At 72.5% G+C, this 22974-nt stretch carries 23 protein-coding genes; 15 read left to right on the forward strand and 8 right to left on the reverse strand.

Features of this window, described 5'->3' with window-relative positions:
- Positions 1–157: 157 nt before the first annotated feature.
- Positions 158–3712, forward strand: a complete 3555-nt coding sequence (gene mfd / locus C2L59_RS44275) for a transcription-repair coupling factor (protein ID WP_103355724.1) — start codon at positions 158–160, stop codon at positions 3710–3712.
- A gap of 50 nt (positions 3713–3762) precedes the next feature.
- On the opposite strand, the gene C2L59_RS44280 is transcribed toward mfd, so the two are convergent.
- The gene (locus tag C2L59_RS44280; protein ID WP_103355570.1) at positions 3763–4170 is read right to left on the reverse strand and encodes a hypothetical protein; all 408 of its coding nucleotides are present in this window, start codon (positions 4168–4170) and stop codon (positions 3763–3765) included.
- Between the two features lie 76 nt (positions 4171–4246).
- Between C2L59_RS44280 and C2L59_RS44285 the strand changes: the two genes are divergently transcribed.
- The 7 genes from C2L59_RS44285 to C2L59_RS44315 are packed head-to-tail and all read left to right on the forward strand — an operon-like array spanning position 4247 to position 10356.
- Entirely contained in the window at positions 4247–5308 is a 1062-nt protein-coding gene (locus C2L59_RS44285; RefSeq protein WP_103355571.1) for a SurA N-terminal domain-containing protein, read from the forward strand.
- On the forward strand, positions 5305–6237 hold the full coding sequence (locus C2L59_RS44290; RefSeq protein ID WP_103355572.1) for a MazG family protein: 933 nt from the start codon (positions 5305–5307) through the stop codon (positions 6235–6237). Before C2L59_RS44285 ends, C2L59_RS44290 begins: the two co-directional genes overlap by 4 nt.
- 54 nt (positions 6238–6291) lie before the next feature.
- Positions 6292–6849: an RNA polymerase sigma factor gene (locus C2L59_RS44295; protein WP_103355573.1), complete on the forward strand. Its 558-nt coding sequence runs from the start codon at positions 6292–6294 to the stop codon at positions 6847–6849.
- A complete protein-coding gene (locus tag C2L59_RS44300; RefSeq protein ID WP_103355574.1) occupies positions 6846–7634 on the forward strand; it encodes a zf-HC2 domain-containing protein in 789 nt (262 codons plus the stop codon). The genes C2L59_RS44295 and C2L59_RS44300 overlap by 4 nt, the downstream gene beginning before the upstream one ends.
- A gap of 9 nt (positions 7635–7643) precedes the next feature.
- Positions 7644–8447, forward strand: coding sequence for an ABC transporter ATP-binding protein (locus C2L59_RS44305; RefSeq protein WP_103355575.1), 804 nt, complete (start codon positions 7644–7646; stop codon positions 8445–8447).
- The gene (locus C2L59_RS44310; RefSeq protein ID WP_233224025.1) at positions 8447–9796 is read left to right on the forward strand and encodes a hypothetical protein; all 1350 of its coding nucleotides are present in this window, start codon (positions 8447–8449) and stop codon (positions 9794–9796) included. The genes C2L59_RS44305 and C2L59_RS44310 overlap by 1 nt, the downstream gene beginning before the upstream one ends.
- Positions 9793–10356, forward strand: a complete 564-nt coding sequence (locus C2L59_RS44315; protein ID WP_103355576.1) for a hypothetical protein — start codon at positions 9793–9795, stop codon at positions 10354–10356. The genes C2L59_RS44310 and C2L59_RS44315 overlap by 4 nt, the downstream gene beginning before the upstream one ends.
- Positions 10357–10366: 10 nt before the next feature.
- On the opposite strand, the gene C2L59_RS44320 is transcribed toward C2L59_RS44315, so the two are convergent.
- The 6 genes from C2L59_RS44320 to efeU all read right to left on the reverse strand — a co-directional run bounded on the left by C2L59_RS44320 (position 10367) and on the right by efeU (position 15800).
- Positions 10367–10801, reverse strand: a complete 435-nt coding sequence (locus C2L59_RS44320; protein WP_103355577.1) for a PPOX class F420-dependent oxidoreductase — start codon at positions 10799–10801, stop codon at positions 10367–10369.
- An 18-nt stretch (positions 10802–10819) separates the two neighbouring features.
- A complete protein-coding gene (locus tag C2L59_RS44325) occupies positions 10820–11899 on the reverse strand; it encodes a GDSL-type esterase/lipase family protein (RefSeq protein ID WP_103355726.1) in 1080 nt (359 codons plus the stop codon).
- Positions 11896–12465, reverse strand: a complete 570-nt coding sequence (locus C2L59_RS44330; RefSeq protein ID WP_199199727.1) for a TetR/AcrR family transcriptional regulator — start codon at positions 12463–12465, stop codon at positions 11896–11898. Before C2L59_RS44330 ends, C2L59_RS44325 begins: the two co-directional genes overlap by 4 nt.
- Before the next feature lie 85 nt (positions 12466–12550).
- Positions 12551–13825, reverse strand: a complete 1275-nt coding sequence (efeB, locus tag C2L59_RS44335) for an iron uptake transporter deferrochelatase/peroxidase subunit (protein WP_103355578.1) — start codon at positions 13823–13825, stop codon at positions 12551–12553.
- Positions 13822–14958, reverse strand: a complete 1137-nt coding sequence (efeO, locus tag C2L59_RS44340; protein WP_103355579.1) for an iron uptake system protein EfeO — start codon at positions 14956–14958, stop codon at positions 13822–13824. Before efeO ends, efeB begins: the two co-directional genes overlap by 4 nt.
- The gene (gene efeU / locus C2L59_RS44345) at positions 14955–15800 is read right to left on the reverse strand and encodes an iron uptake transporter permease EfeU (RefSeq protein ID WP_103355580.1); all 846 of its coding nucleotides are present in this window, start codon (positions 15798–15800) and stop codon (positions 14955–14957) included. The genes efeO and efeU overlap by 4 nt, the downstream gene beginning before the upstream one ends.
- A 432-nt stretch (positions 15801–16232) precedes the next feature.
- On the opposite strand from efeU, the gene C2L59_RS44350 reads away from it, so the two are divergent.
- Positions 16233–16979, forward strand: a complete 747-nt coding sequence (locus C2L59_RS44350; protein WP_103355581.1) for a murein transglycosylase — start codon at positions 16233–16235, stop codon at positions 16977–16979.
- 217 nt (positions 16980–17196) lie between these two features.
- On the opposite strand, the gene C2L59_RS44355 is transcribed toward C2L59_RS44350, so the two are convergent.
- The gene (locus C2L59_RS44355; RefSeq protein ID WP_199199729.1) at positions 17197–17601 is read right to left on the reverse strand and encodes a tetratricopeptide repeat protein; all 405 of its coding nucleotides are present in this window, start codon (positions 17599–17601) and stop codon (positions 17197–17199) included.
- Positions 17602–17673: 72 nt separating this feature from the next.
- On the opposite strand from C2L59_RS44355, the gene C2L59_RS44360 reads away from it, so the two are divergent.
- From C2L59_RS44360 to C2L59_RS44385, 6 genes are all read left to right on the forward strand, one after another.
- Complete coding sequence (locus C2L59_RS44360) at positions 17674–18135, forward strand: glyoxalase/bleomycin resistance/extradiol dioxygenase family protein (protein ID WP_103355583.1); 462 nt, start codon at positions 17674–17676, stop codon at positions 18133–18135.
- Positions 18136–18200: 65 nt separating this feature from the next.
- Positions 18201–19487 carry a phosphopyruvate hydratase gene (eno, locus tag C2L59_RS44365; RefSeq protein WP_103355584.1) on the forward strand — a complete coding sequence of 429 codons (1287 nt, stop codon included), beginning with the start codon at positions 18201–18203 and terminating at the stop codon, positions 19485–19487.
- A 251-nt stretch (positions 19488–19738) separates the two neighbouring features.
- Positions 19739–20101 (forward strand): septum formation initiator family protein, encoded by a 363-nt coding sequence (locus tag C2L59_RS44370; protein WP_103355728.1) that lies wholly within the window; start codon positions 19739–19741, stop codon positions 20099–20101.
- Positions 20102–20146: 45 nt separating this feature from the next.
- Positions 20147–20656, forward strand: coding sequence for a DUF501 domain-containing protein (locus tag C2L59_RS44375; protein WP_103355585.1), 510 nt, complete (start codon positions 20147–20149; stop codon positions 20654–20656).
- 141 nt (positions 20657–20797) lie between these two features.
- Positions 20798–21964, forward strand: a complete 1167-nt coding sequence (locus C2L59_RS44380) for a lytic transglycosylase domain-containing protein (RefSeq protein ID WP_103355586.1) — start codon at positions 20798–20800, stop codon at positions 21962–21964.
- Between the two features lie 9 nt (positions 21965–21973).
- Positions 21974–22927: a Ppx/GppA phosphatase family protein gene (locus C2L59_RS44385; protein ID WP_103355587.1), complete on the forward strand. Its 954-nt coding sequence runs from the start codon at positions 21974–21976 to the stop codon at positions 22925–22927.
- Positions 22928–22974 lie beyond the last annotated feature (47 nt).

The following is a 22974-nucleotide window of genomic DNA, read 5'->3' on the forward strand; positions in this document are numbered from 1 at the left end:
CTCCACGAGGGAACCGAGCCGGTGCTCGCCCGGTCCGGCGGACCTCGGCATCGGCCCCGGCCTGCGCGTCGCCGAGCCGTGAACCTGCTCCGCGACCAGCCGTGATCGGGAACTTGTCGGGGGTGGCACGTAGGCTGGGACCGTGACCGACGCTCCACTGTCCGGACTCCTCACCGCCATCCTTCCCGACCCGGCCCTGCGCGGCGTGGTCGAGCGCGCCGGTGCGCCGCTGCTCGAGCTGCAGGGACCGATCGCCGCCCGGCAGCTCGTTGCCGCCGCCATTGCCTCCGATGCGGGGGCCGGCAGGCCCGTGCTCGCCGTCACCGCCACCGGGCGGGAGGCCGACGAGCTGACCGCGGCCCTGAAGGCGCTGGTCGGCGGCACCAGGGTCGTCGACTTCCCCAGCTGGGAGACCCTGCCGCACGAGCGGCTCTCGCCGCGCGCCGACACCGTCGGGCGCCGGCTGGAGGTGCTGCACCGGCTCAAGACCGAAGACGACGCCCTGCGGGTGGTCGTCGCCACCGTCCGCAGCCTCATCCAGCCCATGGCGCCCGGTCTCGGCTCGCTGAAGCCGATCGACCTGGTCGTCGGCGAGGAAGAGCCGTTCGAGGAGCTGCTCGAACGGCTCGTCGAGCTCGCCTACACCCGCGTCGACATGGTCGAGAAGCGTGGCGAGTTCGCCGTCCGCGGGGGCATCCTCGACCTCTTCGGGCCCACCGCGCAGCACCCCGTCCGGGTGGAGTTCTGGGGCGACGAGGTCAGCGAGATCCGCGCGTTCGCCGTCTCCGACCAGCGGTCGCTGCCCGGCGAGATCCCGCGGGTGACCGCGCCGCCGTGCCGGGAGCTGCTGCTCACCCCGCCGGTCAGGGAGAAGGCCGCGGAGCTGGCGAAGACGTACGAAGCCGACGCGCACCTGGCCGAGATGCTCACCAAGCTCGCCGACGGCATCCCCGTCGAGGGCATGGAGGCGCTCATCCCGGTCCTCTGCGAGGGCGAGCTCGAGCTGCTCACCGACGCGATGCCGGTGGGCACGCACGTCCTGCTCACCGACCCGGAGAAGATCCGCGCCCGCGCCGCCGACCTCGTGCGCACCGGCCAGGAGTTCCTCGAAGCGTCCTGGACGACGGCCGCGGCGGGCGGCCAGGCGCCGATCGACCTCGGCGCGTCGGCCTACCGCGGGCTCGACGAGATCGCCGCCCACGCCCAGGACACCAAGCGCGCCTGGTGGACGCTCACCCAGCTGACCACCGAAGACCCGGACGTCTACCGGGTCGCGGTCGAGGCCGCGCCCGCCTACCGCGGCGAGCTCGAACGGGCGATGGCGGACCTGCGCGCGCACACGGCGTCGGGCGGCACGGCGGTGCTCGTCGTCGCCGGCCACGGCACCGCGGCGCGCGCGGTCGAGCAGCTGAGCGGCGCCGACGTCCCGGCGACCCAGGCCGGCGACGGCCTCGAGGCCGCGCCCGCCGCGGGCATGGTCACGGTCACCTGCGGCGGCCTCACCGACGGGTTCGTCTCGCCCGAGCGCGCCCTCGTCGTGCTGAGCGAAGCCGACCTCACCGGCCGCGGCGCGGGCGCCGGAACGTCCACAAAGGACCTCAACACCAAGATGCCGTCCCGGCGGCGCAACGCGGTCGACCCGCTGGCCCTGAAGGCCGGCGACTACGTCGTGCACGACCAGCACGGCATCGGCCGGTTCGTCGAGATGGTCCAGCGCACGGTGGCCGGCGCCACCCGCGAGTACCTCCTGCTGGAGTACGCCTCGTCGAAGCGCGGCCACCCGGGTGACCGGCTGTTCGTCCCGACCGACCAGCTGGACGAGGTCTCCCGGTACGTCGGCGGCGAGCTGCCCACGCTCAACAAGCTGGGTGGGTCGGACTGGAAGAACACGAAGGCCAAGGCCAAGAAGGCGGTCAAGGAGATCGCCGCCGAGCTCGTCCAGCTGTACGCGGCGCGCCAGGCCGCGCCCGGCCACGCGTTCGGCCAGGACACCCCGTGGCAGGGCGAGCTCGAAGACGCCTTCCCGTTCACCGAGACGAACGACCAGCTCGCCGCGATCGACGAGGTCAAGGCGGACATGGAACGCGGCGTCCCGATGGACCGCGTGATCTGCGGCGACGTCGGCTACGGCAAGACGGAGATCGCCGTCCGCGCCGCGTTCAAGGCGGTCCAGGACGGCAAGCAGGTCGCCGTCCTCGTCCCGACGACGCTGCTGGCCCAGCAGCACCTGAACACCTTCACCGAGCGCATGCGGTCGTTCCCGGTGACGATCAAGGGCCTGTCCCGGTTCACGAACAAGACCGAGTCCGACCTGATCCTGGAGCAGCTCGCCGCGGGCGAGGTCGACATCGTCATCGGCACGCACCGCCTGCTGCAGACCGGCATCCGCTACAAGGACCTCGGCCTGGTCATCGTCGACGAGGAGCAGCGCTTCGGCGTCGAGCACAAGGAACACATCAAGGCGCTGCGCACGCACGTCGACGTGCTGACGATGTCGGCGACGCCGATCCCGCGCACGCTCGAGATGTCACTGGCCGGCATCCGCGAGATGTCGACGATCCTGACCCCGCCGGAAGACCGCCACCCGATCCTGACCTACGTCGGCGCGTACGACGACAAGCAGGTCGGCGCGGCGATCCGGCGTGAACTGCTGCGTGACGGCCAGGTCTTCTACGTCCACAACCGCGTCTCCTCGATCGAGAAGGCGGCGCGGCGGATCCGCGAACTGGTCCCGGAGGCGCGGGTCGTCACCGCGCACGGCCAGATGAACGAGGAGAAGCTCGAAAAGATCATCCAGGGCTTCTGGGAGAACGAGTACGACGTCCTGGTCTGCACCACGATCGTCGAGACCGGGCTCGACATCTCGAACGCCAACACGCTGCTGGTCGAGCGCGGTGATCTGCTGGGACTGGCGCAGCTGCACCAGCTGCGCGGCCGGGTCGGGCGCGGGCGCGAGCGCGGGTACGCGTACTTCCTGTACCCGCCGGAGGCCCCGCTGACGGAGACGGCCCACGACCGGCTGGCGACGATCGCCCAGAACACCGAGCTGGGCGCGGGCATGGCGGTCGCGATGAAGGATCTCGAGATCCGCGGCGCGGGCAACATCCTGGGTGCGGAGCAGTCCGGTCACATCGCGGGCGTCGGCTTCGACCTGTACGTGCGGTTGGTCGGCGAGGCGGTCGACGCGTTCCGGCGGCACGCGGGCGCGGAGACGGCGGAGGAAGAGGAGCTCGCGGAAGTCCGCGTCGACCTCCCGATCGACGCCCACATCCCGCACGACTACGTCCCGGGCGAGCGGCTGCGCCTGGAGGCGTACCGCAAGATCGCGGCGGCACCGGACACCGAAGGGCTCGACGCGGTCCGCGAAGAGCTGATCGACCGGTACGGCCAGCCCCCGGCGCCGGTGAACCGGCTGCTGGCGGTGGCGAAGTTCCGGCACACGTGCCGCGAGGCCGGCGTGACGGAGGTGGCGGTCCAGGGCACCACCATCCGGTTCGCGCCGCTGCCGCTGCTGGATTCGCAGATGGTCCGCTTGAAGCGGCTGTATCCGAAGGCGCTGTACAAGGCGGTGACGAACACGGTCTCGGTCCCGAAGCCGACGGAGGGCCCGGCGGGCGGCCGCATCGGCGCGCCGACGCTGCGGGACGAGAAGCTGCTGGACTGGTGCACGAAACTGCTGCTGCAGCTGACGAAGAGGCCGGCCGCGGTGTAAGGGCGCCACCGCTGAGGGGCTTCCGTGGTGGCGCCCGGGTTGGCGGTGGGTCAGCCGACTTCGCTGAACATCGGGGGCAACGCCTCCGCCAGCCCCATCCGCACCGGCTCCACCGGCACCGGAACCGCTCCGGCGCCCGCCATCGGCAACGGCCGGGGTTTTCGCGGCATCCGCGATCCCGAGCCGCCGCCCCGTCCCGGGTACACCAGCAACCCCCGCGCCGGGTCCGGGACCGCGTCGAGCGCCGCTGTCACCACCGGCAGCCCGCGGAACGCGTCCCGGCGCTCCTCGGTCGCGAACTCGATCTCCAGCACCACACCCCAGCGGTGTTCGTGCCAGACCCACTGCTCGGCGCCGTTCGTCAGCGCCGCTTCGGTGAGGGCGTCCCCGTATGCCAGGCGCCACTGCGAAGCCGAATGCTCCCCGTCAAACACTTCGATGGTCAGCCAATGGTCCATATGTCGACATTACCGCCGCCGCGACCCCATGGGTGTTGCGTTTCGGGGGCGATGGTGTGAGAGGGTATGCGCTGTGATGCGGATCATCGGGCGCCCTCGCGCGCTGGTCGGGGTCGTTGCCGGTGCTCTTCTGCTCGCCGGGTGCGGGTCCGGTCCCAGCCAGGTCGGTGCCGCCGCCGTCATCGGCGACCACTCGATCTCCATCGACCGGGTGCAGGAGCTGATCGACAAGGCCGTCCGCGAGCAGCCGTACGCGCAGAAGCTCGCCGCCGAGCACAAGCTCGACCTCGTCGGGCGGGCCGTCGTCAGCCAGCTCGTGCTGCACGAACTGCTCACCAAGGCCGCCGAAAAGCAGGGCATCACGCCCAGCTACGCGCAGATCGACGCCCAGCTGGCGAAGGACCCCTTGAACGGTCCGGTGCCCGCGGACGCGAGCAACGAGACCCAGGCCGTCAGCCAGGTCGTCGCCCGTGCGCGTGACCACCGCGAGGAGCTGACCGACACCTTCCTGGCCCAGGCGCTGGCCGACAAGGCCGTGCCGAACGCCTCGGTCACGTTCGACTACACCTCCGTCGGCCTGGCGCCGGACCCCGCCACCGGCTCCGCGCTCGAAGGGAACGCCGCGAAGGCGGCCGCCTTCGACCTCGCCCGGCAGTTCGCCGCCGACCCCGCCGCCGCGACCAAGCGGATCGGCGCCGACGTCCAGTACCTGGCCGCGCTGCGGCAGCGGGCGACCCAGATGGGGCAGAGCGCCGAATCGGTCCCGCCGTTCGCCGGCGTCGGCGAAGCGCTGCCGGCCGCCCAGGCGGGCGCGCTGGCCGCCGGGCCGCTGTTCGGTTCGCCGGCCGGTTCGGCCGTGGTCTTCCCGTTCCCGGGCAACCAGGGCGGCTGGTTCGTCGGGATGGTCCGGCAGCGCACGGACAAGCCCGTCGCCACCGAACAGGCGCCCGACCTCGACGCCGCCACGAAGACCGCGGCCGGCATGCGGCAGGTGCAGCCGCTGTTCGACGAACTCGGCGTGCGCGTCAACAAGCGGTACGGCGTCTGGGACGTCGTCGCGATGAACGTCGTGCCGAACGAAGAGGCCGCCCAGGGCATCGTGCTGTCCCCGGGTGGTTCCGGTCGTACCCAGCAGTGAGCACGGGGGTCGTCGTAGTCGTCCGCGGGACGACGCTGCCCGGCGCGGCGCTCAAGGTCCTGCGTGATTCCCGGGCCGTCTACGCGGCCACGGACGTCGATCCGGCCGCGTTCGGCGTCCCGGCCGTCACCGAGGCGCCTTCGCTGGTCGACGTCGTGCTGCTCGCCGGGTCCCGGGACGAGCCCGCGGCCTCGCTGCTCATCGCGACCGGCGCGGAGGTCATCGAGACGCCGGCGCCGCCGCTGGTCGAGGCCGCCGAAGTGATGGACCGGCTGCGCTCGCCGGGCGGCTGCCCGTGGGACGCGGCGCAGACCCACGATTCGCTGCGGCAGTACCTGGTCGAGGAAACTTACGAGCTGCTCGACGCCATCGAGGAAGGCGACCGCGAGGCGCTGCGCGAAGAACTCGGCGACGTCCTGCTCCAGGTGCTCTTCCACGCGCGGGTCGCGGCCGAGGACACCGACGACCCGTTCGGCATCGACGACGTCGCCGCGGGGCTGGTCGCGAAGCTGGTCGGCCGGCACCCGAACGTCTTCGCCGGCGACGGCCAGGTGCACACGGTCGAGCACCAGAACGTCCGGTGGGAAGAGCTGAAGCAGCACGAGAAGCAGCGTCGGTCCATTGTGGACGGGGTGGCGCTCGGCCAGCCGGCCGTCGCGCTGGCGGGCAAGCTCGGGCAACGGTCCGGGCGGGCGGGCATCCCGCTCGACCTCTTCCCGGAGGGTTCCGCGGCCGCCGCGCAGCTGTTCCGCATCGCGGCCACGGCGCGCCGCGCGGGTGTCGACCTCGAAGTCGAGCTGCGGGCGCTGGCGAAGCAGTTCGCGAAGGACATCCGGGCCGCCGAACAGGCCGCCCGCGACGCCGGGCTCGAGCCGGCGACGCTGGAGGCCGACGGCTGGCGGAAGTTCTGGCCTCCGCGTCAGGTGTGATGCAGCACACAGACGGGTGAGAACCGTTCCCGGTCACCCGGCGTCTTGCCTGGTGTGAAGCAGCTGTCACCGGAGGACGCCGACGAGGAGCACCTCGTCCGGCGCACGGCCCAGGGCGACCGCGCGGCGTTCGAGGAGCTCTACCGCCGCACGTCACCCTGGCTGGCCGTGCGCCTGCGCCGCCGCTGCGCGGACGAGCAGATCGTCGCGGAAGTCATGCAGGAGACGTTCCTGGCCGTCTGGCGGGCCGCGGCGTCGTTCGCCGGGGCGGCCACGGGCGGCAGCGCGGTCGGCTGGCTGTGGACGATCGCGGCGCGCCGCCTGGTCGACGCGTTCCGCCGCCGGGCGCACCACGCCCAGCCGCCCCCGGAGGTGGTCCTCGACGTGGCGCCGGCGGCGGCGGCCGAGGACGAGCTGCTGTCGGCCACGATCGGCGACGAGGTCGGGACCGCGCTGCGCGACCTGGCCCCGGAGCTGCGGGCGGTGCTGCAGGCGATGGTGCTCGACGGGCTGACGGTCCGCGAGACCGCGCTGCTGCTGGGCCTGCCGGAAGGCACGGTGAAGACCCGCGCCCGCCGGGCGAGGATCGCGATGCGGGAGGCACTGTCATGAACCACGCGCCGGACCGGCTCATCGCCGCGTACGTGGCCGGCGGCGACCTCCCGGGCGACGAACTGTGGGGCCTCGAAGCCCACCTGGAGAACTGCGCCCGGTGCCGGGCGCGGCTCGCCGAGGTGGCGCCCGTCCAGCCGGTCGTCGACCTCGTCTGGTCGCGGCTGTCGGCCGAGCTGCCGCCGCGCCCGCTCGACGCGCCCCGGCCGCGCCGGCGGCGGTGGCTCGGCAGCTGGGTGACGTCGGCGATGGCGCCGTGGCTGGCGATGATCGTGGCCGTCACGGTCATCGCGGTCCTGCTCGACCGGGTCTGGCGCCAGTCGCTCGACGTCACGACGGTGCAGCTGTTCGCCCCGGCGCTGCCGGTGCTCGGGGTCGCGGCGTCGTGGGCGCGGGGGCTCGACCCGGCCTACGAGGTCGTCACCGCGACCCCGCGGGCCGGGCTCTACCTGGTCGTCCGGCGGACGGTGGCGGTGCTCGCCGTCGTGCTGCCGGTGCTGGCGGTCGCCGGGTGGCTGACCGGCACCGCGCCGGCGCTCTGGCTGCTGCCGAGCCTGGCCTGCACCACCGGCACGCTCGCGCTCGGCGGGCTCATCGGGGTCAGCCGGGCGGCGTACGTGCTGATCGCGGTGTGGCTGGCGATCGTCGTGCTGCCGTCGTTCGCCCGGCAGGCGGTTGCGCTCCACACCGGCGCCCTGCCGGTGTGGGCGGGGATCTTCGCGGTGACCACGGTGGTCGTCGCCCTGCGTGGGCCGGCCTACACCCGGCTCGGCGCACGTCACTAGGAGGCAAGCATGCGGGCAGTGGGGGCCGCCGAGGTCGCGCCGGCGACGTACGCCTGGGAAATCCAGGCGGCGGGGCTCAAGGTGCGGGTGGGGCGGCGGAAGATGGCCGTGGACGGGCTCGACCTGTCCCTCGGCAAGGGGGTCCACGGGCTGCTCGGCCCGAACGGCGCGGGCAAGACGACGCTGATCCGGGCCCTGGCCACGGTTCTGCGGCCGGTTTCGGGCCACCTGACGCTCCTCGGCACGCCGGCCACCGGCCAGGCCGGCCGGCGTGAGCTGCGCCGCCGGATCGGGTACCTGCCGCAGAACTTCGGGTACTACAAGAGGTTCACCGTCCGGGAGTTCGTCGAGTACCTGGCCTGGCTGAAGGAGATGTCCGGAGAGGACATCCCGGCGGCGGTCCAGCGGGCGATCGAGCGGGTGGGCCTGGCCGACCGCGCCGACGACCGCATGAAGACGCTGTCCGGCGGCATGGTCCGCCGGGTCGGCATCGCCCAGGCCATCGTGAACGACCCGGACATCCTCCTGCTCGACGAGCCGACGGCCGGGCTCGACCCGGCCCAGCGGGTGCGGTTCCGCGAGCTGGTCCAGGAACTGGGCCGCGACTCGTGCGTGCTGATCTCGACGCACCTGGTCGAGGACGTGGCCACGGCGTGCCTGGACGTGGTCCTGTTCGCCGAGGGCAAGCTGGTGTTCAAGGGCACCCCGGGCGAGCTGGCCGAGGCCGGCCGTCCGGACGACGTGGGCGACAGCCCGATCGAGCGGGGCTATTCGGCGCTGCTGAACCACGAGCCGGGCCGGGGGACGTGGTGATGGTCTTCCGCACCGAACTCCGGCGCTCGATCGCGCCCTGGGCCGGGCTGGCGCTGCTCGCCTTCGCGCTCGGCTTCCTCTTCCTCCTCTCCGGCCCCTGGTGGAAGGTCCCGGCCCCGTGGACCGTGCACACCACCACGACCGCCCTCTGGGTGCGCTTCCTGCTCCAGTTCCTCTGGCCCGTCGTGGTCGGGGCCGGGGCGATCCAGGGCATGCGCGACAGCCGCTCCGGGATGACCGAACTGCTCGCCACCACCCCGCGGCCCGCGTGGCACCGCGCCCTGCGCCTCGCCGGCGCCCTCGGGACCCTCACCGGCCTGGCTTACCTGCTCGTCTTCGTGGCCGGCGCCGGCGAAGTCCTCGCCCACGGCGGGTTCTTCTCGCCCGCCTTCGTGCCCGTGCTGCTGATCGGCGTGCTCGGCGTCGTCGCCGGGGCCTGGGCCGGGCTGGCCGTCGGCCGGCTGGTCCCGCACCCGCTGACCGCGCCCGCTCTCGCCGTGCTGGCCCTCGTCGGGACCACCCTCTGCTGGCTGGCGCTCGAACCCGGCCAGGAGAGCGTCCTGCCGCGGCGGCTCGGTCCGCTCGCGCCCGCGCTCGCCCAGCCGCGGGGGTCCATGGTGACCACGGCCGCGTCGCTCGACGCCGGGCAGGTCGTCTGGTTCGGCGGCCTCGCCCTCACCGGCTTCCTGCTGCTGTCGGCCGGCTCCACCAGGGCACGCCTGCTGAGCCTGCTGCCGCTCGTCGCCGGGGCCGCCGTCGCCCTGCCGCTGTTCCCCGAGACGCCACTGGCCGCCGACGGCTACGCCGCCCGGAAAGTGTGCGACGGGCCGGTTTGCGTCGCGGAACTGCACCGGGACCGGCTGGCCGCGTTGGCCGGCCCGGGCCGCGAAGCGCTCGCGATGCTGGCGAAGCTGCCCGGAGCGCCGACGCGGGTCGAGGAACAGGTCGCGCCCGACTCCGGCCCCGAGGCGCCCCGGCGTGACCCGGGCGTCGTCTACCTCGACTTCCAGCGCAACGACGAGCTCCTCGCGGCCGACGCCGCCGACCTGCGGCTCGCGGTGCTCTCCGGCGCCGGGGTGCCGTCCTGCGAGCGGCCGAGCGCCCCGAGCGTGTCCGACACGGGGGCCCGGATGATCGCGGCGGCGTACTTCACCGGTGAGCTGAAACTGCTGCCCGAAGACACCGGTCGATGGTTCAGAGCTCAGCTCGGCCCGGTCGAGCAGGCGTGGGAGAAGTTCCGCGCGTTGCCGGAAGACGTCCGGGCCGCCCGGGTCGCCGCCCTGCGGCAGGCGTTGCTGACCTGCCAGGGCGATCCGCTCGGCACGCTGGTGCCGGGAGCCATCCGATGAGATGGGTGACGCTGTACGCGCGGTCGCGGCAGGTGCCGGCCGCCTTCGCGGCCCTCCTCGCCGTGACGGCCGCGGTGTGGTTCCCGGGGCGGGACTCCTGGAACGCGGTCCTGGCCTCCCTGGCGCTGACCGCCGGGGTCGCGGTGACGGCGACCGGGCTCAGCGGCCAGGACATCGACCTCGACCGGGCCGCCGCCCTGCCGTGGCCGGTCCGGCGGTTCGCGCACCTGGCGCTGGCCGGCGTCGCGGCCGGTGCGCTGGTGCTGGGCCTGCAGCAGCTCGGCCCGGCGGCGGTCGCCTCGGCGGTGATCGTGCGTGACGCCGCCGGGCTGGCGGGCCTGGCCGGCCTCGCCGCCACGGCCGCCGGCGGGCACTTCGGCTGGACGCTCCCGCTGGCCTGGTGCGCGATCAGCCCGTTCGTCCCGGACGACACCTCGACGCCGAGCCGCGTCGCGGCCTGGCTGCTGCAGCCCCCGGGAACGGCGGCCGCCACCTGGACCGCGGTGGTCCTGGCGGTGACGGGCGCGGTGGCCTACGCCGGCTGGGGCGGCCGCCGCTGACCCGGGTGCGTCAGACGTTGCGGATGTTCAGCACCAGCTCGTACGGCTCCTGGTCCCAGCCCTCGACCCCGAAGGCGAGGATGCGCTCGGGGCGGATGCGGATCAGCGAGTCGTCGAAGTGGTCCTTCGGGACGTGCTCGTAGTGCTTCTCCGGGAAGTCGACGTCCACCAGGGCTTCGGCGTGCCCCCGGATCTCCAGGCACCGCACCCGCCACGGGTTCGTCGAGGGGACGTCGTCGACGACGAAGGCGACCTGGGCGTTCGCCTCGACGTTGCGGTACTTCCGGCTGTCGCGCAGCTTGCGCCCGGTCACGTCGATGCTGTTCTCGTCCGGGTTGTACCGGAAGCCGACCGGGTTCACCTGGAGGGTCCCGTTCGGCTGCTGGGTCGCGAGGCGGCCGATCTGCTGGGCGGCGAGGTAGGCGATCTCTGTTTCGGTGAACATGTCACGAAGCTTTCAACTTCAAGTTCCCTTGAAGTCAAGGGCGAGTTCGGCGAACCGCGCGCCGATCCGGCGGTGGGCCGCCGGGGACGGGTGGAGGTCGTCCGGGAGCGGGAGGTCGGCGAAGTCCCGTTCCCCGTACAGGGAGAGGCCGTCGAGGTAGCGCAAGTGCGGGTCCGACGCCCGCCGCTCGGCCACGATCCGCGCCAGCTCCGCCCGGATCACCTCCAGCGTCAGCTTGCCCGCGGCCCGCTCGGCCGGGTCGCCGGTCGCGCGGAACCGGACCTCGCCGCGGGCTAGTGCCTCGTGGTCGAAGTCGCCCGGCCCCGGCGTGCGCTCGTGGATCGGGCAGTACAGCGGCGAGACGACCACGAGCGGGGTGTCCGGGTGGCCGTCGCGGATCGTGTCGAGGAACCCGTGCACCGCGGGCCCGAACGCGCGCAGCCGCATCAGGTCCGCGTTGACCACGTTGATGCCGAGCTTGACGCTGACCAGGTCGGCGGGGGTGTCGCGCAACGCCCGCGCGGTGAACGGGTCCAGCAGCGCGTTGCCGCTGAACCCGAGGTTGACCAGGTCGACGCCGGCCGCGGTGGCGGCGAGCGCGGGCCACGTCGTCGCGGGGCTCGCCGCGTTCGAGCCGTGGCTGATCGAGCTGCCGTGGTGCAGCCACACCCGGCGGCCGGGCCGTGCCTGCACCGGCGCGTCGGCGCGCAGCGCGATCAGCTCGGTGATTTCGTTGTGCGGCAACCAGATCTCGACGTCCTTGTCGTGCCCGGGGAGGTCCGCGAACCGGACGCCGGCGGGTGCGGTCGCCTGGGCGGCCAGCTTGCCGTCGACCAGCAGGTCATAGACGCCGTCGGGCCGTGGCGGCGCGCCCGGGTACTCGACCTTCGTCGGCAGCGTGTCGAGTTCGATCACGCGAGCCCGGGTCCGGAACCGCAGCCGGACGCCCGCGGGCTGCGCTTCGACCATGGCGAGCCGGGGGTCGCTGTTCTGCGCCCGCGCGCGAGCCGGGAGCCGGTGCGGCACCAGGCCGCGCCCGGTGCGTTCGAGTTCGAGGGCACCGCGGACGAGGTCCGCGGTCAGGGGAATGTCGATCACGACCGTGGCCAATCACGCAGGAGGGAATCGAGGACGGCGAGGATGCGGACCCAGCTTTCGGGCGCGGCGGGCGAGCTGTGGTCGAACCCGCCCTGGGTTTCGAGGCTGATGAACCCTTGGAAGACGCTGCCCAGCAACCGCACGGCGTGCGTCTCGTCCGGTCCCGTCAGGTCGTAGCCGCGGAGGATTGCGCGCATCATCTCGGCGTGCCGGGGGCCGGCGCTCGCCGCGGCGGTCTCCGGACCGAGCCGCAGCTGGGCGGCCGCGTACCGGCCGGGGTGCTCGCGGGCGTAGTCGCGGTAGACGTCGGCGAAGGCGACGAGCGCGTCTCGCCCGGCCCGGCCCGCGAGGGCGGCCGCGGCCCCCTCGGCGAGCTCGTCCAGCGCCAGCAGCGCGACCTTCGTCCGCAGGTCGTGCGCGTTCTTGACGTGCGAATACAGGCTGGCGACCTGGACGCCGAGCCGCCGGGCCAGCTCCGACGGCGTCACGCGGTCGAAGCCCGCCTCGTCGGCCAGCTCCGCGCCGGCGCGCACCACGCGGTCCGTGGTCAACCCTGCTCGAACCATCAGCCTTCTCCCGTTTGCCTAAAGCCAGTGTACATAAACCTAAAGGCTTTAGGTGGCACTTTCACGGGAAAGTGCCGTGGCGGGGTCAGGAGAAGAGGGCGTCCGCCCAGCTCGACTCGCGGGTCACGCCCGGCGGGACCGCGAAGTGCGCCGAGCCGGTGTGCTGGACGTACTCCATCATCGCGTCCTTCGACGACAGCGCCTGCTGCATCGGCACGTACTGCTTGCGGGTGTCGCGGTTGAACGCCAGGAAGAACAGCCCGGCTTCGAGGTGTCCGACGCCGTCCGAACCGTCGACGAAGTTGTAGCCGCGGCGCAGGATCCGGACGCCGTTGAGCGCCTGGTGCGAAGCCAGCCGGACGTGCGCGTCCGCCGGGATCAGCTTCTCGCCGCCCGCGCCGCCGACCTCGAGGTCGAGCTCGTCGAACTCCGCGGTCTGGCCCAGCGGGGCGCCGGTGCCCTTCGTGCGGCCGATGATCTTTTCCTGGCCGTCGAGGGTTTCGCGGTCCCACGTCTCGATGTGCATCCGGATGCGGCGCGCCACCAGGTACGAGCCACCCGCCATCCACGCCGGGCCGTCGCCGGGCTCGACCCAGACCTGGTCGCGCAGCACGTCGGGTTCCTCGGACTTGATGTTGTTCGTGCCGTCCTTGAACCCGAACAGGTTCCGTGGCGTCGCCTGCGCCCGCGACGTCGACGAGCTGCGGCCGAAGCCGAGCTGCGACCAGCGGACCTCGGTCACGCCGAAGCCGAGCCGGACCAGGTTGCGGACCGCGTGCACCGCCACCTGCGGGTCGTCCGCGCAGGCCTGGATGCACAGGTCGCCGCCGCTGCGGGCCGGGTCGAGCTTGTCCTTCGGGAACAGCGGCAGGTCGATCAGCTGCGGCGGCCGCTTGCCCGCGAGGCCGAACCGGCCGTCGAACAGCGACGGCCCGAACCCGATGGTCAGCGTCAGGTTCGACGGCGGCAGGTCGAGCGCCTCGCCGGTGTCGCCCGGCGGGGCGTACGCGCCGCTGCCGACCGCGCCGTTCGCCACGACCTCCTGGCCCGCCGTCATCCGGCGGGCCGCGTCGGTCCACGTCTTGAGCAGGGCCCGCAGCTTTTCGCGGTCCTTCGTCGTGACGTCGAGGGCCGCGAAGTGCAGGTTCGCCTGCGCCGGGGTGACGATGCCGGCCTGGTGCTCGCCGTGGAAGTCGACGACGTTCGTCGACGCCTCGGCGTTGCCACTCGTGGCCTTGTCGATCCCGATGCCGGCGGCGGCGCCCGCCCCGGCGAGCGCGACGCCCGCGCCCGCCAGGCCGAAGAGCTTCCGCCGCGAGACGCGCGTGCTCTCTGTCTGCGTGCCCTCGGCCGGTGTCACTTGGAGACGACCTCCGCAACCTTGCTCAGCGGTTCGCTCAGCGCGTCGACGGCCGAGGCGAACTCCTTGACCTGGTCCTGGGACAGGTCGGTGTACAGCTTGAAGCCGTCACCGGACCGCTGCTTGTCGAGCAGGCCCTGCACGTTCGCGAACTCCTTGTCCAAAGTGGACACCAGGGCGGGGTCCTTCGCCTGCAGCACCGGGCGCAGCGAGGTGATCGCGCCCTTCGAACCGTCCAGGTTGGCCTGGAAGTCCCAGAGGTCGGTGTGCGAGAAGGCTTCTTCCTCGCCGGTGATCTTGCCGGTGGCGACCTCGTCGAGCAGGCCCTTGGCGCCGTTCGCGAGGTCCAGCGCGGACAGCTCCAGGGTCTTCGTCTTGGCGACCAGGTCCTTGACGTCGGTCACCAGCTTGTCGGCGATCTGGGCGCTGTCGGGCTGGAGGCCGGTCTTGAACAGGTCCTTCTCCAGCCGGTGGAAGCCGGTGAACTGCTGGTTCGGCTCGAGGTCGGCCTCGCGGACGTCGATGGCCGGGTCGAGGTCGCCGAACTTCTCGGCGACCGGCTCGATCCGCTCGTAGTAGACGCGGGTGCGCGCGTACGCGGCCTTCGCCTCGTCGACCTTGCCGGCCTTGACGAGGTCGGCGAACTTCACCGTCTCGTCCTGCAGCGCGGAGGTGTTGTTGGCGATGTAGTCGGCGTAGCTCTTGGTGGCCTGAGCCTTCTGCGCGTTGCTGTCGTTCTGCTTCGCGACGCCGCCGGTGACGGTGAAGTCGCCGCGGATGCCGGCGCCGGCCATCCCCGGCTTGCACGCGGTCTGGTACTTGCCGGCGTCGGCGACCTCGACGATCAGCCGCCGGTTCAGCCCGGGCGCGATGTTCTCGACCTCGCCCATGATCCGGTCGCCCTCGGCGTAGAGGTAGAACTCGGTGACCTTGGTGCCCTTGTTGGTGATCTCGAAGGTCACGTTGCCGGCGCCGGCCGTGGTCGCGGAGACCTCGCACGCGGTGTCGGACGCGGCGACCTTGATCGGGCCGCCGGCCGCCGCGGGCTGGCTCTTGCTGTCGCACGCGGCCAGCGTCACCAGTACGGCGGCGCCGGCCAGCACGGCCAGCGAGGGGGTCTTGCGCACGGTCACTCCTTCGAGGCGGCCGCGACGGCGGGTGCCGGCGCGGTCTTCTTGCTGGGCTTGAGGAACAGGGGCAGCACGACGGCGACGTAGGCGACCCAGGCGACGGCCTGCAGGACGGTCGTCTGCTGCGAGTAGTTGAAGATGCCCTTGAGCAGGGCGCCGTACCAGGAGGTCTCGGGCAGCGTGGCCGAAGCGTCGAAGGCGAGCGTGCCGATGCCGGGCAGGAAGGCTGCCTCCTGCAGGTCGTGGAGGCCGTAGCCGAGCACGCCCGCGGCGACGAACACCAGCAGCACGCCGGTGATCGTGAAGAACTTCGACAGGTTGAACCGCACCGCGCCCTTGTAGAGCAGCCACGCCAGCACGACCGCGGCCGCGATGCCGACGGCGAAGCCGATCAGCGGCTGCACGGTGTCCGACTGCGCGGCCTGGACGGTCGAGTAGAAGAACACCGCGGTCTCGAGCCCCTCGCGCCCGACCGCGAGGAACGACAGCAGCAGCACGGCCGCCGGGCCGACGTCCAGCGCGTCGTCCATCTTCCCGCGCAGCTCGGCGGCGATGCTCTTGGCCGCCTTGCGCATCCAGAAGATCATCGCGGTGACGAACACGACAGCGACGATCGACAGGCTCCCGCCGAGCAGCTCCTGGTGCTCGAAGGACAGCTGGGCGGTCGTGAAGGTGAGGACGGCGCCGACCGCGACCGACAGCAGCACCGCGGCGCCGACGCCCGGCCAGACCCAGCGCAGCGCGTGCCGCCGGTCGGTCTTCACCAGGAAGGCCACCAGGATGCTGACGACCAGCGCGGCTTCCAGGCCTTCGCGCAGCCCGATCAGCGCGCTCGAGAACAACACCGGTCCGCCTCCCTGAGTTCTGCTTCCGTGATGGTTTTAGGTAAGGCTCACCTGTAAGTCCAGTGCCCGCGCGCCCGCTGGAAACCAGTCAACCGGACAATTCAGGCATCGACTCGAAGTTAGGTTAGGGTAACCGCAGGTCAGAGGCTTGCGCGTCGACTCGATAACGAAATTTGTGATGTCGCTGGCAGTGGGCCTGGTTTTACCCTCCGCTTGCCTGGTCAGCCGTTCGGATGATGGCTTTAGGGGGTTCCGGGTGGCGGAGCCCCCGGCCCGGGGCGAAGCCCCGGAATAGCACAGCCACCCTCTTGAGTGGCCTCGTAACCTGATCGGGTGGCCGATACCGCTCAGCCGACCGTCACGCCTCCGTCGCCGCCTTCGGGCGGCCCGCCCAGGCGGTACGTCGGCCGGGTCGCTCTCGCGCTGGGGCTGGTGGTCACCGGCGTGGTCCTGCTCGTGACCATCGGTGTCCGGAATCCCGGCGCCCCGGTCGCGTCACCGCCGGTCCAGCCGGCGCTCGCGATTCCCGAGCAGCGGCCGCAGCCGGGCGCCGAAGCACCGCGGGCCGGGCTCGCCGCGCCGGTCGACCGGCCGCAGGTGTCCGACCGCGCCGAGCTGGACGCGTGGGCCGCCCGCGTGGCGGACAAGACGCACGTCCCGGTGCGCGTGCTGACGGCGTACGGCCGGGCGGAGATGTGGATGCAACGCCAGAAACCGACGTGCCACCTGTCGTGGGCGACCCTCGCGGGCATCGGCCGGGTCGAGACCCAGCGCGGCGAGTTCGACCTCGCGGCGGTCGGCGCGGACGGCCGGGTGGCGAAGCCGGTGGTCGGCCCGCCGCTGGACGGCTCCCCGGGCGTGCCGGCGGTGCACGACAGCGACGGCGGCAAGCTCGACGGCGACAAGTCGTGGGACCACGCGATCGGCCCGATGCAGTTCCTGCCGTCGACGTGGAAGAAGTACCAGGAACGCGCGAACGGCGACGGCGGCACCCCGGACCCGCAGAACATCGACGACGCGGCCTTCACGGCGGCGCGGTACTTGTGTTCCGGCGCCGACGACCTGGGGACACCGGCCGGCTGGTGGCGGGCGATCCTGTTCTACAACCCGGCCGTGTCTTACGGCCAGGACGTCTTCAGTGCGGCGGACGCCTACGCGGAGGCGAGCGTCGCGCCCTGAGTCAGAGCTCCCGGTCGGCGAACATCGGCGTGACGGCCATCAGCACCAGCAGCAGCAAGCCGGCGTACGCACCCAGCGTGGCGAAGATCGACATCGTGGTCCCTCTCGTTCGGTCTGCGACCAGCATCGCCGCGCGAGGGGGTACGGCACATCGGTCGAGGGGCCCGGCCCGGTCGGCCGAAAGGCCGAGGCGACCCGGGCCGTTCGGCCCTGCCGGTCAGGGTTCGCGCAGGGCGATGCGGGCTTTGACCTCGTTGATCGCCTCGAGGTACTCCGGCACCGGGTTCATCGCCGACGCCATCCGCATCTGCGCCAGGGCCTCCACGAACCGGCCGAGCCGCTGCAACGTCCGGCCCAGGATGAACCGTGCGTAGTGGTCCGTCGGGTCCAGCTCCAGCACCCGGGTGAACGCCTCCTCCGCGCGCCGCAACTGAGCGGAGTGGAAGTACGCGCGGCCGGCCAGCAGGTGCACCGACGGCTTGTCCGTTTCGGATTCCAGCAGGGGCTGCAACGCCTTCAGCGCCTCGAGCGGGCGACGACGGCCGACCAGGTCTTCGGCCTGGCGGAAGGCGTGGAACCGCGACTCCTCGGGAGGCTGCGAAGCAGCTGCGGCGTCCGTCATGGTCACTCCCACGTTACCCCGGGGGAGGGGGTTGCACACGCCGCCGAACGGGACGTGATGGACTGTCCCGCCATGAGCAGCCCGTACCGGGGCCTGGCGCCCTACCTGTACTACGCCGACGCCACCGCGGCGCTCGCCTGGCTGACCAGGGTCTTCGGCTTCACCGAAGAGGTCCGGTTCTGCGACGGCGCCGGCGAGGTCTTCCAGGCGACCCTGCGCGCGGGCGAAGCGCGGATCCAGCTCGCCGGGGTCGGGCCGGGCTACTGGCAGGCCAAGGGCGTCGACGGGCCGGTCGGCCAGCTGAACATCCTCTACGTCGACGACGTCGACGACGCCTACGCGCGGATCGAGGCCGCGCTGGGTGACGAGTGCGAGCTGGAGCCGCCGCAGGACCAGCCCTACGGCGCCCGGGTGTTCACCGTCGCCGACCTCGGCGGCAACAGCTGGACGTTCTGGCAGCAGACGTCGGAGACCGTCGAGCTGCCGCCGGGCTGGCAGGCGGTCCGCGCGGGCGGTGAGTCCTCCAACGAGTGAACTCCCGAGACGGCTAGGCTGGGCGCGTCACCGCAGGCAGGAACGATTCACCCGAGGAGCATGGCGTGGCTCTCATCGAGCAGGTAGGCGCGCGCGAGATTCTGGACTCGCGCGGCAACCCGACGGTCGAGGTGGAGGTGGCTCTCGACGACGGCACCCTGGCGCGGGCCGCGGTTCCGTCGGGGGCGTCGACCGGTGAGCACGAAGCGGTCGAGCTGCGTGACGGCGACACCGGCCGCTACAACGGCAAGGGCGTCGAGCGCGCGGTCGCCGCGGTGCTCGACGAGATCGGCCCGGAGATGGTCGGCATCGAGGCCGTCGACCAGCGGATCGTCGACCAGAAGCTGGTCGACCTCGACGGCACCCCGGCGAAGTCCCGCCTCGGCGCGAACGCCATCCTCGGCGTCTCGCTGGCCGTCGCGAAGGCCGCCGCCGAGTCGGCCGAGCTGGAGCTGTTCCGCTACCTGGGCGGCCCGAACGCGCACGTGCTGCCGGTGCCGATGCTGAACATCCTCAACGGCGGTTCGCACGCGGACAGCAACGTCGACATCCAGGAGTTCATGATCGCGCCGATCGGCGCGGAGACCTTCCGCGAGGCCCTGCGCTGGGGCACCGAGGTCTACCACTCGCTGAAGTCGGTGCTGAAGGGCCGCGGCCTCTCGACCGGCCTCGGCGACGAAGGCGGCTTCGCGCCGAACCTGGCGAACAACCGCGAGGCGCTCGACCTGATCCTGCAGGCCATCGAGAAGGCCGGCTACACCCCGGGCCGCGACGTCGCGCTCGCGCTGGACGTCGCCGCGACGGAGTTCTTCGCCGACGGCGCGTACACCTTCGAAGGCAGCAAGAAGAGCGCGGAGCAGATGTCGGCGTACTACGCCGAACTGCTGCGCGACTACCCGCTCGTGTCCATCGAGGACCCGCTGAGCGAGGACGACTGGGACGGCTGGGTCACCCTGACCGCCGAGGTCGGCGAGAAGGTCCAGATCGTCGGCGACGACCTGTTCGTCACCAACCCGGACCGCCTCGAGGAGGGCATCACCCGCCGCGCCGCCAACGCGCTGCTGGTGAAGGTCAACCAGATCGGCACCCTGTCCGAGACGCTCGACGCGATCTCCCTGGCCACGTCGTTCGGCTACAAGTCGATGATGAGCCACCGCTCGGGCGAGACCGAGGACACCTTCATCGCGGACCTGGCGGTCGCCACCGGCGTCGGCCAGATCAAGACCGGTGCCCCGGCCCGCGGCGAGCGGATCGCCAAGTACAACCAGCTGCTGCGCATCGAGGAGACCCTCGGTGACGCCGCCCGGTACGCCGGCGAGCTGGCCTTTCCGCGGTTCAGCGCCGAGGCCTGACGCCGATGGCGGACCGGGGGAGGACACGCGGCCGCCGCGGCGGTGGCGGCGGGTCGGCGCGGGTCGGTGGACCCACGCGGACCCGCCGCCCCGACGCGGGCCGCGCGGGGAGCCCGGGATCCCGGTCGCCCCGCACGGCGGACGGCACGGCGGCGGCGCGCCGCCGCACCGGCGACGCCGAGACCACCAGGGCCCGGCTGCGCCGGGGCTTGGCGGCGAAGCGCGCGTCGGGTGCGGCGAAGGTGCTCGGCATGTCCACCACCCGCCGCGCGGCGGTGGTGGCGATCGTGGTGTGCGCGCTGGCGTTCACCATCGCTGTGCCCCTGCGCACGTACCTCTCCCAGCGGACCGAGGTCCGCGAACAGCAGGCGCAGCAGGCCCAGCTGCAGCAGGAGGTCGCTCAGCTCCAAGGCCGCAAGGCGGAGCTGAGCGACCCGGCGCAGATCGAGGCCGAGGCCCGGCGGCGGCTGCGGTACGTCAAGCCGGGCGAGACGCCCTACATCGTGCAGCTGCCGGAGGACAAGGCCCCGGACGCGGCCCCGCAGCCGGGCCAGCAGCCGGTGGTGGGCAGCTCCTGGTACGAGAACCTCTGGAACCAGGTCTCGGGCGGCTGAGCCCGGGCGCGGGACCGGTGCGCCGCACGCTCTAACCTGGACCGCGTGAACAGCACGCAGCAGCACCGGTTCGAGCCCGTCACCGACGCCGACCGCGAGGTCATCGCGGAACAGCTCGGACGGCCGCCGCGCGCGCTGCGAGCCGTCGCCGCGCGGTGCCCGAGCGGGCACCCCTCCGTCGTGCAGACCAGCCCGCGGCTGGAGAACGGGACGCCGTTCCCGACCCTCTACTACCTGACCTGCCCGAAGCTGAACTCCATGATCGGCACCATCGAGGCGTCCGGGATCATGAAGGAGATGACCGAGCGGCTCACCACCGATCCCGAGCTCGCCGCGCAGTATCAGCGCACCCACGAGACCTACCTCGCCGAGCGGGACGCCATCGAGCCGCTCGGTCACCAGGTCACCGCGGGCGGCATGCCCGGCCGTGTCAAGTGCCTGCACGTGCACGTGGCCCACGCGCTCGCCGTCGGGCCCGGGGTGAATCCGTTCGGTGACGAGACGCTCGTCCTGCTTAAGGCCAACGGGTGGCCTACGGGAGACTGTGCCGCGTAACGCTCGCGCGTTGTGAACAGATAACTGGTCTGGGTGAGCGAAAGTCCTCTTTAGGGTCTTTCGACGGGTGAAACCTCGCCTCGGGTACGGCAGGCTGTGTCCCGACGGTGACGACCGATCCGGCCAGGAGGGCTCTGAGTCATGCGTGTGCGGCGGCTGCCAGACGCAGTCGGGAGCTACACCCGGAGGTTCGGGATCCGCCACCGCACCGCGTTCCCGCTGGTCACCGGCATCCTGGCGGTCGTCCCGGCGCTGGTCGCCGGCGGCGGCACGCTCGGCTGGCTCGGCGGGAGCGGTGCGCACACCCGCGACGCCGCGCTCGGCCAGGGCTACGACCCCGGCCACGCCGCCATCCAGCAGATCGCCGTCGACGGCACCCTGCCCGGCGCCCCGACCCCGCTGCCGCTCCCGGCGTACGAGCTGCCCGACGGCCCGCTCGGCATCCCGGCCACCGCGCTCGCCGCGTACAAGAACGCCGCCGACGTCCTCGGCCGCGAGCTGCCCGCGTGCCACATCGACTGGGCGCTCGTCGCCAGCATCGGCCGGATCGAGTCCAACCACGCGCGCGGCGGGTACGTCGACGCGGCCGGGACCACCCGCGAGCCGATCCTCGGCCCGCAGCTCAACGGCCAGGGCGGGTTCGCCGCCATCCCGGACACCGACCAGGGCCTGCTCGACACGGACCCGGTGTGGGACCGCGCGGTCGGCCCGACCCAGTTCATCCCGGCGACCTGGCGGGGCTACGCCTCCGACGGCAACGGCGACGGCAAGGCCGACCCGAACAACATCTTCGACGCGGCCCTGGCCACCGGCCGCTACCTCTGCTCGGGCGGGTTCGACCTGGCGAAGCCGGACCAGCTGCGCGGGGCGATCTACCGCTACAACAACTCCGACACGTACGTGAACACGGTGGTCCTGTGGGCGGACGCCTACCGCAGCGGGATCATGCAGGTGCCGGACAGCACGGTGCCGATCGGCGCGCCGAACGCGGCCGCGGCCCCGCCCCCGCCGTCCGTGCCGCCGCCCCCGGTGCCGGCCACCACGCCGTCCTCGCCGACGACCACGCCGGCCAGCCCGGTCCCGACGACGACACCGACGAAGCCGTGCGCGCCGCCCACGACGACGCCGACCACGACGACGGAGATCAGCGTGACGACCGTGCCGTCGCCGACCACCACGCCCACCGGGCCGACGACCAGCCCGAAGCCGCCGGCCACGACACCCACGCCGTCCTGCGGTGCGGTGATCACCTCGGTCAGCACGTCGGTCACCCTGACCACGACCACGGTGGTGGCACCGTCCAGTTAGGGTGATCGCATGCCTCGTGTTGCCGCGATCGACTGTGGGACCAACTCCATCCGCCTGCTCGTCGCCGAGCTGACCCCGCGCCACGACGGCACGGTCGACCTGCGCGACCTGCACCGCGAGATGCGGATCGTCCGGCTCGGACAGGGCGTCGACGCGACCGGCGAGCTGGCCCCCGAGGCGCTCGAACGCACCCGGGCCGCGCTGGCCGACTACACGATCGCCGCCCGGCGCAAGGGCGTCGAAAAGGTGCGCATGGTGGCCACCTCCGCCACCCGCGACGCCAGGAACCGCGACGACTTCTTCCGCATGACGCGCGAAACCCTGGGTGTCGAGGCCGAGGTGATCAGCGGCGACGAAGAGGCGCGGCTGTCGTTCACCGGCGCGGTGGGCGAGCAGGACCCGGACGACGGCCCGTTCGTGGTGGCCGACGTCGGCGGCGGCTCGACCGAGCTGGTCCTCGGCACCTGGGACGGCCGGCAGGCCGAGGTGCTCGCGGCGAAGTCGGTCGACATCGGCTGCGTCCGCATCACCGAGCGCGCGCTGAAGAGCGACCCGCCGGCCGCGGACGAGATCGCGGCGGCCCGCGACCTGGCGGGCAAGGTGCTGACCGAGGCGTTCGACGTCGTCGACGTGGCCCGCGCGCGCACGTGGGTCGGCGTGGCGGGCACGGTGACGACGCTCTCGGCGATCGCGCTCGGGCTGCCGGAGTACGACAGCGACCGGGTGCACCTGTCCACATTGACCCCGGCGGACATCGACCGCCTCGCGACCGAGCTCCTGCAGAGTGACCACGCGACCCGCGCGGCCAACCCGGTGATCCACCCGGGCCGCGTGGACGTGATCGGCGGCGGCGCGGTAGTGGTCCAGACCCTCGCCGAACAGCTCGCGGCCCGCGGCGGCCCGACCGAGCTGGTGGTCAGCGAGCACGACATCCTCGACGGCATCGCCCTCTCCCTCGCCTGACCACCGTGACTGAGCCCGTATCCCACGTGATCGAACCCGTGACCGGC

The organism is Amycolatopsis sp. CA-128772 (genome assembly GCF_002904295.1).
Classification (GTDB): Bacteria; Actinomycetota; Actinomycetes; order Mycobacteriales; family Pseudonocardiaceae; genus Amycolatopsis.